Source organism: Paenibacillus endoradicis (genome assembly GCF_024721975.1).
On record NZ_JANQBB010000003.1, the window covers coordinates 576,103 to 589,866 of the forward strand.

Below are 13,764 nucleotides of genomic sequence, written 5' to 3' on the forward strand. Positions count from 1 at the left end.
CGACGTTTAAGGTGCATCGTGTTTCCAGATGCACCTTCTTTGCGAATTTATGTAATCAGTAGTATATAGCTACCTAGAATTGAAAAGAGGAGATAGCAATGTGGAACTTTAATTATTACCTAATCCAAAGAAAAATATAATTTATGTATTTAATATAATATCATAAAACTTTATGACAAAATATTAATTTGACTATCATTCGATTGCTCCCCATTATTATAGAATATCGTTAGCTCTGAGAGCTATCTTTTGCTTTAGTGGGAGGCATCTATGATTAAACATAATTTACATAAAAGCCAAGGAACCAGCCGGAGGCTCTCCGGCATTTTTAAGTTGCTGAAGCGATTCCGAATATGGATCATCGGGATCGTGCTTATACTTACTTCGCTATTAGCAATCGGGGCCTATTGGATACATAGTCTTGATATCGCCAAGTTAGTCGTTCCTATATCTGCTCCGACCCAATTCATAGATCGGTACGGAGAGGTTAGTTCCGAGGTCACTTCTGCAAAAATCGAATATGTGCCGATCGATCAAGTTCCGCTGCATCTCCAGCAGGCGATCATCGCGGTCGAAGATAAGAGATATTATGATCACACCGGAGTAGACATCTTCGGAATTGTTCGAGCAACTTTCCGTAATGCAAAGGAAGGCGGTGCAGTACAAGGCGGAAGCACGATTACTCAGCAGCTTGCTAAGAACGTATTTTTAACGGGTGAAAAAACATTCTCGCGCAAGCTGACGGAAGCTGCTTATGCACTCAAGATCGAGGCACTTTATGATAAGGACCAAATTCTCGAAATGTATTTGAATCAAATTTATTTTGGAGAAGGCCAATGGGGAGTGCAAAGGGCAGCCAAGCGGTATTTCGGCAAACAAACGAGGGATTTGACGTTGGCCGAGAGCGCTTTGCTTGCCGCATTACCGAAAGCACCAAGTCGATATTCTCCGCTTAAGAATAAGGAAATCGCTTTGGAGCGTCGCAACCTCGTGCTAGGTTTAATGAAAGATGAGGGTTTTATCTCCGAAATAGATTATGAACACGCCAAAGCAGAACCGATTAATGCGCTGAAGGAAATTCCTCAGGAACAGGTCAACCATTTGCTAGGTCAATACGCTTCATATATGGATGAAGTAATCGAAGAGGCCATTCGTGTATATGGATTTACCGAGCGTCAAATGCTTGCTGGAAATCTACTCATCTACACAGAGCTGGATCCTGCGGTTCAGAACGCAATGGAAGAAACATACCGCAATGAATCCCTGTTCCCAGAAAGTGCATCCGACCAACTACTGCAGAGCGGGGCAGTCATCATGGATCCGTCTACTGGGGGGGTACGCGGAATTGTTGGGCAGAGAGGAGAGCATACATTCCGTGGTTTCAATCATGCTACACAGCTTGTTAGGCAACCCGGATCGGTATTCAAACCATTAATCGTCTACGCGCCTGCTATGGAAAGAGGGTACGATAAAAATTCACAGTTGTATGATGGTCCATTGGATATTCAGGGTTACCGACCTAATAACGTGGATCACCTGACTTTAGGGCAAGTATCGCTCCAAGAGGCGGTTATCCAATCCAGAAATATTCCTGCGGTATGGCTATTGAACGAAATTGGACTTACTACCGGAATAGAGTTTGTAGAGAAACTCGGTATTCCGCTAGTAGAGGAAGATCGTAATTTAAGTGTGGCGCTGGGCGGATTGTCTCAAGGAGTGTCTCCACTTCAAATCGCGCAGGGCTATAGTGTGTTCCCTAATCTTGGAGTACAGGTTCAAGCGCATACGATTACAAAAATTACAACTGTGGACGGACAAGTTTTAGTTGAGGCCAAGCACCAACCGGTTAAAGTTATGTCTCCGGAGAACGCTTATGCAATGACTGAAGTACTGCAAGATGTTGTGAGGGAAGGTACAGGAAAGAATGCGGCAATCGATCGTACTGTGGCTGGGAAAACGGGATCGACGCAGCTTCCGCAGAATAAACAGTTCGAAGGGATCGCAGGCGGTGTTAAAGATGCATGGTTTGTCGGCTATACGCCAGAGCTGGTAGGGGCGATTTGGCTAGGCTACGATCTCACGGATAGCAATCATTATTTGACAACATCCGGCGGTCAATACCCTGCTTTAATTTTCAGCGAAATGATGTCCTTAGCCTTAAAGGATGTTCCTGCATCTGAGTTTAAACGTCCTATACGCGAACAACCGAAAGAAAAAGAGAGTACTATTATTGGCAATAAAACAAATCAGGGAAATAAAAAAGAGAAGAAAGAGGAAGAGAAAAAGAAGAAAGAAGAAGAGAAAAAGAAGAAAGAAGAAAAGAAGAAAGAAGAAAAGAAGAAAGAAGAAAAGAAAAAGAAGAAAGAAGAAGAGAAAAGAAAGAATACAGAAAAATAGAAAATATGAATCCTATGACCTGCGAACTACGGTAGTTCCTTGTTGACTGACCTCTCATTTGACGGGATCAGCCTTATTTTATATAGTGACGGATTATTATCCTTTGTATTTCGAATTACAATCTAATACTGCAAGCTCAACAACAGGTTAGGCATCGCCCTATTATTACTGTATGTGTTAACTCTGCCTATTCGACACATGTGGAGTATTGCTCACTGTTGGTTAGAAAAAACTAATAATGGAGATGTATTGGCGTATATAGCAACGGAGCGGGTACAGTCTCGCTTCTTTTTTTGACTATATATATCTTTAGGTGAGGCTAGAGACAGTTGGACAGTCGTCCTTTGTTATACCCTAGCCAGTGCCTGACGGAGAATTTATTGTTCATTAGCAGTGGTTAAGGCTTGTCATACCCGCCTGGAAATTTTACGAATATCCTCTTGTACGCACATGGAAGCCTTACCTTAAATTAGAGCCAGTATGTTAACGGTGAGAGCCTTCAAGAAAATATTGGCTCTCAATCACCTAATTCAACTATCGTTCTTCGTAAGCGTAGTCGTCTGATGTCCAAAGAAATCAATTTCTCTCCCATAATTTTTTACACGTAAGCGTCTACACTTATTTTTGTCATATTGATAACGTACCCTTCGTAGACGGAATAACATCGCCTGTTATCCTAATTGCTTTCTTCAACGCATCGCCGAATGCCACGAAAATTGCCTCATTTATATGGTGTGTATTTCTGCCGTATTTCAAATTGATGTGCATGGTTATTCCGCTATTATGCGCTACAGCGACAAAAAACTCTTCGGTTAATTCGGTTTCAAACTCGCCTACTCGTGTTGAATGCATTTCCACGTTAATCACTAAAAAGGAGCGATTAGATATACTCAAATCCACTATTGCTAAGCTCTCATCCATAGGTATACGCGAACTACCATAACGGTTTATGCCTTTTTTATCCCCTATAGCCTTTTTGATTGCTTGCCCCAAGCATATTCCAATGTCTTCAACCGTGTGATGCCCATCTATCTCTAAATCACCTTTACAATCCACATTTAGTTTTATTCCTGCCCTAAAAGCAAAAAGCATGAGCATATGGTTAAAGAATCCAATCCCCGTGTTGATGTTGCCTTCACTGTATTCATCGAGATTAAGCTCCAGTTTAATTTCTGTTTCTTTTGTTTTTCTGTTAATTAATGCCTCCCGCACCATAAAAAACTCCCTTCCTAACTGAGGTTTTGTCTTTGGAAATTGCTAGCCTAATGAATTCGATTAAGACCACATCCTTTATCGCTTTACTCCTCTAATATATTATTGTAATAAATTAATAATGTAAAGTTATGTAAGCCGGTCGACCACGCTAAACTCCCATTAGCTTAATGCCCACTCTTAATAATGCAGTTCACAGCTTAAACAAACCAATTCGAATAACAACAGCTTTGTTATGTATCAACTTGGATACGTGAGGGCTCTCTAAGAGTATTCCTAGAGGTGAAGGGTTTTGATATTGTCAATATCCTTTGACATTTAAAAGAGGGTGTGCGTTTAATACATACCCTTTCAACTTTGAATTATTAAATCCATCCAGAATAACTAAGTGTGGCCTATGCCATAGGAGAGAACCTCCCCAGTTGGGGGTTATTTCATTTTTACAACTTAAATCAAACTTGCAACGGCCATAAAGAGTGAAGAAGATATTTTTTCATAGATTCGAATATAAACAATTTTTAACGAGGAGAGGGATAGATTATGATGTCGGGAAACCAAGAATGGATTAATGATAGACTTATCAGAAAGGCAACTCAGTACGCTTACGGTGAGTCGAAATTTTTTATGCCGTTACCCCATGTCGGCTCCTATTCAAATATACAAAATAACAGTTAATTGTCAGGTTGTTTTTAGTCGCTCAATTACTGTAGACTCTAGGACAGATATAACACGATGTCTATCATTGTGGAGGGGGCTTAGTTTGTGGAATTTAGAGAAATATCATGGGACAACTTTATTGAATGTATTGAACTACAAGTTACAGAGGAACAGAAACTCTTTATCTCATCTAATCAACATGCACTCGCAGAAGCTTATATTGCTTCCAAAGAGGGTCAGGTCATTACTACATTTGCTATTTATAAACATGAAAAGATGGTTGGCTTTATTATGATGTATTATGACGATGGAAATGGCAATTTCGAATACGGCAGTTATGGAGTTTTTAAAATCATAATTGATTGGCGATATCAGGGCAAAGGGTATGGTAAAGAGGCCATGGTAAAAGCTATAGAATTTTTTAAGGCATCTAATTATGGAAAAGCTAGGGTAGTTGAACTAACGTATAAACCTGAAAACCTAGTTGCAAAAAATCTATATACATCGCTAGGTTTTGTTGAAACAGGGAATATAAACCCTTCTGGTGAAGTATATGTTGAATCTCTCCTATAGCCCGTTAAGCTCCTATTAAAATTTAGTTTGAAGCAACTGTAAAGAGACAATAGTAAAGAAGACGCAGCTGTAACAACAGAACCGAGCTTAACATTGGATCCATCTAGCACTTATTGAATACCTTCAGCTTCAAGTAAGTTGACAATCTTCCTCTAAAATCCCCCGACTTTCCTTAGCAGTCTTGACAGATTTATCGACTCGTGGCAGGATAATATAGTTAAATTTAGTTTCTTATGTTTAATTAGTTTGCGAAAATTAGGGGTAGTTATATAAACATATGATATAGTTATTGATAACGAAAATTCAAAAGGAAGGTGTAGATTTGAGTTTATTTCCTATTGATTACTCACTCTTGTCAAAGCAAGCCTTATTATCACATATAAAAGACAATTATGAAGTTTATGAACCTATTAATATAAAATACTTCCTTAGAGGTATGAACGATACTTATGTATTAGAAACTAAGTCAGAAAAATATATTTTTAGAGTTTATCGTGCTGATAGAAGAAATAAATCTGAGATTGCTTTTGAATTAGATTTATTGAATTTTCTATATAAGAATGATGTAAGCGTTTCAATACCGATCACAAAAAAAGATGGTACCCTCATTAATGAGTTTTTTGTCCCTGAAGGTGTAAAATATGGGGTTATGTTTAGTTTTGCTGAAGGTAATGAAAAGCCTATTCAAGCGGTAGAAGATAGTTATTTGTTTGGGAAAGCAGTTGCTCAAATTCATAAAGTTACTGATAGTTTTAGAAGTGAACACGTAAGAGCGAATCTTAATTTGGAACATCTAATTGAAAAACCACTTAACATAATCAAATTACATATGGAACATCGGCAAGAGGATTACAATTTTATTTATGAACTAGTTTTAGGATTAAAGGAAAAGTTAGTGATGAAGATAGAAGAAGGTTTAGATTGGGGTGTTTGTCATGGCGACTTGCATGGTAACACAAATGTAGCATTTACGGAAAACGGGAAATTGACACATTATGATTTCGATATTTCTGGTTATGGGTGGAGATCTTATGATATTGCAGAATTTAGATTAGCGAGAGAAATTCACAGTGGTCATAACAAGGAGGAAGTTGAAAGGCTTTGGGAAGCTTTTCTACACGGGTACAGGGACGTAAGAGATCTCAGTGAAAATGATGTTAAAGTGGTTTCAATATTTGTTGCACTTAGACAACTGTGGCTCTTTGGCTTATGTTTTAGTGAATCAGAACTAATAGGGGTAGCTGACTTCGATGATGGATTTATTGACAGTAAGCTGGAGTATTTCAGGAACTTAATTTTTTGATCTTTTTCATATCTCTATTGGTGAATATATATAAATTCTTCAACTCGACAAATCGATTCTTCGACCTTCTTCGCCAGCCATACTAGCAGATATTTTATTCATTTTCATCATCTGTGGTACGGCGCTTGCAACATTAAGGGCTACTCTACTCAAGAACATAAAAATGGAATAAAGAGACCAAGTTGTAGTTAAAAAGCATCAAACCAATGTTACCGGCATCGAAGACTAAATTATTGCATTGTATATTTGTTACCTTAATTCTTCTGGTTTTTCACCTGAATTAACGAAAAGTTGCTATTAATCTGATACAGGAGAATATAAATATGACTTTAAGAGAAGTGTGTGAAAGTATTTGCTTACCGGATCCAATGATGAGAAAAGTGCTAGACTTTGCAAGGGGATTTGATGAGAACACAATAAAGCCCTTTTCTGCTACCCTGTATGATTCATCAGCCTGGGAAAAGGGAGTTAAAGAAATAGAAAGGGTTCTAGGAGAGGATGCTGATGGGAGCAAAATGCTCACTTTTATGCTTCTGCGTGCAGTAGAGACACATAGGGAATACGAAAAAAGAGGAATCAGCGAGACAATTTTTAAGGATACGATAAAGTTCTGTACCAGATTCATTAATGAACATTACGAGGTGTATGGGACATATGCATTCACGTGGGGATGGTGGTTTCCAAGACAGGTTTCGCTTCACGAATTCCGAATCGGTGCACTTGAATATGAGATGATCGAGCAGGAAGAAAAAAAGATAATAAATATACATATCCCTGCTGATGCGGATATGAGGAGCGACAGTTTGCGTAAGTCATATGAGGAAGCTAGGGAATTTTTTGCGAAATATTTTCCGGAGTATGGACAGTCGGATATGGTATGTGATTCCTGGTTGCTTTCTCCTGTCCTTGCTAAGCTACTGCTGGAGAGTTCAAATATAGTCCGCTTTCAGAAGGCTTTCAACTTGATACGTGTAGATGATACGAACGACAGCTCTATCAGATGGGTTTATGGAAGAACTGATATTCCAATACACGAACTTCCGGAAAAGACATCTTTACAGAAAAAAATCAAGGCCAGTCTGTTGGAAGGCAGTAGCATTGGTGCAGCGTACGGAAGACTGCAGGAAGACCCCTGGAAGGGCTAATGGGAAAGGTTTAATATAGAACGGGGAATTAATGTTTGAGATAATGATACATAGGGGTTTGTTTCCGCCGAGCTGGAACGTTACTTGAAGCTCTCATTGATCCGGAGCTTTTAAGAAAGTTAAGCCAAATGCTAGAGAACGGTGGAAACAGACGGTTAATATGAAGGCTGTTCAATAGTACAGGAAAGCGGGGGGGAAGTTATTCGTCAGTTACACAACCAGGGAGCTTTAAGTTATGTTAGCAGTGGCTATAAGACATGTAATATGCATCAGTGGGGGCCAGGAGTAAGGGACATTTATGCATTGCACTATATTATAAGCGGGCAAGGCTATTATGAAATTGGTCAACGAAAATTTCATCTTCATGCTGGAGAGAGTTTTATTATTTTGCCGCACATGCCAATTTATTATTACCCAGAACCACTAGATCCTTGGGAATATGTATGGATTGAATTCAAAGGAAGCGAAGTGCCGCAACTGTTAGCTTTAACTATCCTGAAGTCGGAATCTCCTGTTACTAAGGCAGCTCCGCAAAGGATGGATTCTTTTTATGATGTGCGTTTATATGACGAATTAAAGGCATATGAAAAAATACGATCTGATGCAAAGATTCGTTTGTTGATTTCGTATTACATAGAATTTTTTCCGGCGGAAGCTACTATAGACGATACCGATTATGTAAGACTATCGAGGGAATATATTGAGCATCATTATTGGAAGCCCTCTTTGACGGTTACTACTATTGTAGAGCATGTAAATATTGAACGGAGTTATTTGTTTCGCTTATTTAAGAAGGCAACGAGTATGTCAGTATTAAGTTATGTCACTATGGTTCGTATTCAGCGCGCAAGTGAGTTATTAACGGATGAAGGTTTATCAATTAAATCAGTTGCTTATTCCGTTGGATATAGTGACCCATTATATTTTTCAAAGGTATTCAAGAAAGCAACAACTTATAGTCCGACAGAATATAAGTTGTTGCATCAGAACAAGTAAGGGATTAACGAAACAGTACACATTTACCAGACTCACGATAATATAGAATTAATCGTTCAATTGGCTCTCGTCCACAATTGAGCTTATCGCCTAAGCAATCGATACAAAGAAAGTCCTTCGCTGTTGTAGAAACTAGCTTCAGGTAAATGGCAACGTCATCGGTCATAAGCGGCACTCTACAGCTAAAGCAACATCTCGTGCTGCTCATGGCTACACTAGCCTTGCTCTAATAACGACGCAATCATGTGCAGGGACGGTAGGGGAAAAGCGTTCTTTAAAGATTCCTAGTTCCTTATGCTCCCAGCAATCGTACAATGACAATGAGAAGTTTGAAGCATATGGCAAGCCAATATCCCAAAACTGTAAAGAAATCTCTCGTTGGTTATCACTTAGATTGAAAAAGCCTATTGTTACGTCACCATTAGTAAGTACCTTTACTAGCATAAATACTTCATCATCATGAAACCACTGAGGTTCTGGCTTAATACGGTAAGCACCACGTGCTTCTAAATCTTGATTAATTGCTAGAATATCTTTATTTAACAATATTCTTTTTGTAGCTGGAGTTGCCTTTCGAATATCACTACCAATCATTAGTGGAGAACCCATCATACTCCATATAGAGAAATGAGTCTTATACTCAAGATCACTGCAGCCTCCTATTTTTCCGATATAGTCGTTGTTGCTGCCGCCATACATGCCAACAATAAGCATGTCCATATCGTTATGACAGAATGAACCAGTATAGCACTCCTTGTCTAGCTGTGAAATGGCTAGCTCCTTTATAGAAATCCAGTTATCACGAATATCTCCAGTAGAGCGATACATGTGAGCACCTGACTCACGAATCCAGTGATAAACATTGTCTTCTCCCCAGTTACAAGCAGAAAAAAGAATCTCTCTGCCGCAGTTTTTAAGCGCTAAACTCATGCGCTTATAAAGCAACTCACCAGAAATATGACGAGGCTTGAAGCAATAGTCATACTTTAAGTAATCTACTCCCCATTCGGCGAACTTCTTAGCATCCTGAAATTCATGTTCAAAGCTACCAGGATAGCCAGCGCAAGTGTGGGTTCCCACACAGGAGTACATCCCAAACTTTAAGCCTTTTGAATGAATATAGTCTGCGAGTGCTTTCATGCCACTAGGGAACTTCTCGGGATCAGCCACTAAATTGCCCTGCTCATCGCGCGCCTTCAAACTCCAGCAATCATCAATAACAATATATTCATATCCTGCATTTAAATACCCTTCAGATACGAATAAATCAGCGATTTCACGAATTAATTGTTCATTAATATCCCATGTGAAAGTGTTCCATGAATTCCAACCAAGTGCAGGGAGCAGGCCAAGCTGCGTATCATTGTTCATCTAAAAAAACATCCTTTTTCGTGTGGTAGAAGCTACAAACATATTTAATCATATGCTAGAGAGTGAATCCTATAGTAAAACGTTGCTTACACATGTATAAATGTTGCTTTTTAGTAGCTTAACCTCTCGTGATCATACTAGTAACGTTGACATTAGCGAGAGTATGAGAATAAAAAGCGAGACAACTAATCTATTGAAGGTGGCATATAACGGTTTGAATTTTGTTTATATGTACTTAGGGCGTATTGTCAGGTGTGACACTTGTAATTTGCTTGAATACTCGATTTTTAAGTACTTAGTATCGCTATTGAAAGTAGAATGACTATTATATTATAGAAATAGAAGCCATTTTTAGGAGGACAATGATGAATCTACAGTCTGAATTTTGGTACAATAAGCCGGCAGCTAGCTGGAATGAGGCACTGCCTATTGGTAACGGATATATGGGAGCAATGGTATTTGGTGATCCAGTTGAGGAAAGAATTGCCTTGAATGAAGATAGTGTTTGGTACGGGGGACCGCGTGATCGTAACAATCCAGATGCATTGGTACATCTACAGACTATTCGTGAGGCGATCCGAGCAGGGGAGTTAAATCGAGCGGAAGATTTATCATTAATGGCTTTATCTGGATTGCCAGAAACGCAGCGTCACTACATGCCGCTGGGCGATTTGAACCTCCAATTTTTCTCTCCTGCTACAGATCATGCAGTAGTAGCTAGTACTGAGAAAACGGTAGATAGGAGTGGATTTGAACATTATTTACGGGAATTGAACATGTCGAGTGGAATTGTTGCTAGTACCTATAAACAATATGGCATCTCGTATCATAGAGAAAGTTTTGTCAGCTTTCCTCACAATGTTATGGCTTTTCATTTTACAGCAGAAAGCCCCAATGCGTATCATATTCGTGTTAGATTAACGCGTGGCAATAATCGCTACTATGAAGTGGTTTCGAAAGCGAACGCATATACACTTATGATGAAGGGCGAATGTGGCGGAGCTCAAGGTTCAAGCTTTCGCACTGGGGTAAGCATAATAGCAGATGGTGGAGAATTGCAAATTATTGGTGAGCAGCTAATTGTTAAAAATGCGAATCGTGTGCTGATACTACTTGCAGCAGCGACCTCATTCCGACATGAGAACCCTGAAAAGTATGTATTGCAACAATTAGATAAAGCCGCGCGGATAGGTTATGAGCAACTACGGCAACAACATGTTGAAGATTTCAATTCATTGTTTAACCGCGTCGAATTCAAGCTGAAAGCAACGGAAGATGTAAGAGTAGTACCTATGAATGAGCGCCTGGAGAGAGTGAAGGATGGCAAAGAGGATTTGCAATTAATCGAAGTATTGTATCAATACGGTCGATATTTATTGTTGTCATCCAGTCGTCCTGGCTCGTTGCCGGCAAATTTACAGGGGATTTGGAATGAACATATGCTACCGCCTTGGGATAGCAAATATACGATTAATATCAATACAGAGATGAATTATTGGCCTGCAGAGACTTGTAATCTATCAGAATGTCATCAGCCGTTGTTCGATCTTCTAGACCGAATGCGGGTAAATGGACGAATAACAGCCAAGGAAATGTATGGCTGTCGTGGTTTTGTTGCACATCATAATACTGATATTTGGGGAGATACTGCCCCGCAGGATAGATATGTTCCAGCTACGTATTGGCCGATGGGGGCGGCATGGCTTAGCTTGCATATGTGGGAGCATTTTCTGTTTACCCAAGACCAAGACTTTTTAAGACAATCTGCGTATCCGATCATAACGGAGGCTGCGCAATTCTTTCTTGATTTTTTAATTGAAACTAAAGATGGTTTATTAGTGACTAGCCCTTCAGTATCACCTGAGAATACCTATATTTTACCTAATGGTAAATCAGGAACGCTTAGTGAAGGACCAGCAATGGATAGTCAAATCTTGCGCGAGTTGTTTGCGGCATGTATTCAGGCATCTGAGTTGCTGCAAAGTGATACGTCATTACGTAAGCAATGGCAGCAAGTATATTCACGTTTGCCGCAAAGTGAAATTGGCAGCGAGGGGCAATTGTTAGAATGGTTGGAGGAATATGTGGAGGAAGAGCCTGGTCACCGTCATATCTCTCATTTATTTGCCTTGCATCCGGGCAGTCAAATTTCAGTACATAAGACACCTGAATTGTCGGCGGCTGCAAAAATAACCTTAAAAAAGCGGCTTGCTAGTGGTGGAGGACATACGGGGTGGAGTAGAGCTTGGATTATTAACTTCTGGGCAAGGCTTGAGGAAGCAGAACTGGCTAATGAACATATTGTTGCGTTGCTTTCGCATTCTATGCTTCCAAATTTACTAGATAATCATCCTCCTTTTCAGATTGATGGGAATTTTGGGGCGACTGCAGCGATTGCTGAAATGATCTTACAAAGTCATTGTGATGAGCTAAGATTGTTACCTGCACTGCCTATAGCTTGGGAAGAAGGATATATGAAGGGATTACGTGCTCGGGGGGGCTTCACTGTAGAAGTTGCATGGAGGGATCATTGTTTAGTATACGCACGCATATGTGCGACGCAAACAACTACACAATGTCGCATCCGCACCAATCTTCCTGTCCGTATTCAATCATCTGAGCAAGCTTGTTCAATTATATACAGTCAGGACTCGTTTATAGCGGAATGGCAGGCAATGAAAGGGATTGTATATACAGTATTACCATTATAAAAAGTACGTTCTAACTAACTCTCATCTGCTCCTTCCCTTGGACGCTTAGTTATAATGACGACAGATAGTGTTTAAGTAGTATATGTGTAACCCATGGTGAAATTCTCTTTACCTTTACCAATCTTAATTGATATTTATAACATATATTGAATGACTCGCTATTCTTTAATATGTTGACTTTATAAGGAAATATATATAATTTGAAAGGTTATTAGACCCTTAAACTACGTGATAGTATTGATGTAATGAATTAATACTTAGTATGAAAAAGTATACTGAAGGGGCGCTAATAATCTATGGTGAGGATAAATGTGACGGGATTACCTGACAAGTATTTATGGTCAGTCATTGAAGAACGTCAAGGTTTTGTTCAAGAGATTACCTATATGGTAAACAATTATATTAATCATTCTCGACAGCTTGTAACATCTGGAAATATCGATATGGATGAAGCAGGAAGAGAAATCGTTACGGGTGATGCCTTAATGAAGAAATGTAATATCTACTTGCCTGCGGGGTATGACCCAAACGACGTAGCAGTCAGATACAATGTATTGTATTTACTACATGGAGTTGGCGGGAATCAATATGAATGGTTAAGAAGTAACGGTAAAGTGAAAGAACGATTCATCATCTGCAATATATTTGATAATCTCATTGCTAATGGTGAAATAGAACCGCTAATTATCGTATTTCCTAATGGAAGAAGCGCCTACGACTGGACAGACAGTTCCTTCAATTCCGAAGGAACCAATATGTTAGGTTTCTATTACTTCGATTATGAGCTCAGACATGATCTAATTCCATTTATAGAATTAAACTATAATACTTACGCAGATATTATGAACACTTCACATGAGGGAATAAAATATAACCGCACACGAAGAGCGATTGCCGGGCTGTCAATGGGAGGGATGCAAGCTCTGAACTTAATTCTCGGAGGTTACAGATATGATTCCACTCTATTCACTGGAACAAAGAGTCATTGGAACAACGGTCTAGATAAGACTGTGCTTGCACCTGGATTGATAGATTTGTTCGATTATGTAGGAGCTTTTTCAAACGCTCCTACGTCTAGTGACGGAAAGATTCTTGGATCCAGTCTGGCGTCATGCGCCTTTAAGCTTCAATTGTTGTATACCACCTGCGGCAGTGAAGACGGAGTTGCAAATAACAGTTTTTTAAATTCGATAGATCAGCTTATACACGAAGCAGGGGATGATCTCGCTCATTATTATGAAATTATAATTAAAGATGGTATCCATGACTTTAATGTATGGAATAATGGTGCCTACAATTTTAGTCGATTGGCATTTAGGAATTTTGATGATCAATTAATGTCCAATGTTGTTAAGAAGGTGCTTTAAGGGAGAACCACATACAAACTCAGAAAAGCACT

At 39.3% G+C, this 13,764-nt stretch carries 9 protein-coding genes; 7 read left to right on the forward strand and 2 right to left on the reverse strand.

Annotation, left to right across the window (positions count from 1 at the left end; genetic code table 11):
• The first annotated feature begins 270 nt into the window (after positions 1–270).
• Positions 271–2,397 carry a transglycosylase domain-containing protein gene (locus NV377_RS12870; RefSeq protein WP_258199330.1) on the forward strand — a complete coding sequence of 709 codons (2,127 nt, stop codon included), beginning with the start codon at positions 271–273 and terminating at the stop codon, positions 2,395–2,397.
• Between the two features lie 627 nt (positions 2,398–3,024).
• Here the strand turns inward: NV377_RS12870 and hisB are convergent.
• Complete coding sequence (gene hisB, locus NV377_RS12875; RefSeq protein ID WP_258200331.1) at positions 3,025–3,609, reverse strand: imidazoleglycerol-phosphate dehydratase HisB; 585 nt, start codon at positions 3,607–3,609, stop codon at positions 3,025–3,027.
• A gap of 762 nt (positions 3,610–4,371) precedes the next feature.
• On the opposite strand from hisB, the gene NV377_RS12880 reads away from it, so the two are divergent.
• From NV377_RS12880 to NV377_RS12895, 4 genes are all read left to right on the forward strand, one after another.
• A complete protein-coding gene (locus NV377_RS12880; protein WP_258199331.1) occupies positions 4,372–4,839 on the forward strand; it encodes a GNAT family N-acetyltransferase in 468 nt (155 codons plus the stop codon).
• A gap of 322 nt (positions 4,840–5,161) precedes the next feature.
• The gene (locus NV377_RS12885; RefSeq protein ID WP_258199332.1) at positions 5,162–6,142 is read left to right on the forward strand and encodes a phosphotransferase; all 981 of its coding nucleotides are present in this window, start codon (positions 5,162–5,164) and stop codon (positions 6,140–6,142) included.
• A gap of 323 nt (positions 6,143–6,465) precedes the next feature.
• On the forward strand, positions 6,466–7,287 hold the full coding sequence (locus NV377_RS12890) for an acyltransferase domain-containing protein (protein ID WP_258199333.1): 822 nt from the start codon (positions 6,466–6,468) through the stop codon (positions 7,285–7,287).
• A 264-nt stretch (positions 7,288–7,551) separates the two neighbouring features.
• Positions 7,552–8,283 carry an AraC family transcriptional regulator gene (locus NV377_RS12895; RefSeq protein WP_258199334.1) on the forward strand — a complete coding sequence of 244 codons (732 nt, stop codon included), beginning with the start codon at positions 7,552–7,554 and terminating at the stop codon, positions 8,281–8,283.
• Positions 8,284–8,493: 210 nt separating this feature from the next.
• On the opposite strand, the gene NV377_RS12900 is transcribed toward NV377_RS12895, so the two are convergent.
• Entirely contained in the window at positions 8,494–9,654 is a 1,161-nt protein-coding gene (locus tag NV377_RS12900; protein WP_258199335.1) for a glycoside hydrolase family 27 protein, read from the reverse strand.
• A 362-nt stretch (positions 9,655–10,016) separates the two neighbouring features.
• Between NV377_RS12900 and NV377_RS12905 the strand changes: the two genes are divergently transcribed.
• Positions 10,017–12,365: a glycoside hydrolase family 95 protein gene (locus NV377_RS12905; protein ID WP_258199336.1), complete on the forward strand. Its 2,349-nt coding sequence runs from the start codon at positions 10,017–10,019 to the stop codon at positions 12,363–12,365.
• Between the two features lie 296 nt (positions 12,366–12,661).
• Entirely contained in the window at positions 12,662–13,732 is a 1,071-nt protein-coding gene (locus NV377_RS12910) for an alpha/beta hydrolase (RefSeq protein ID WP_258199337.1), read from the forward strand.
• Positions 13,733–13,764 lie beyond the last annotated feature (32 nt).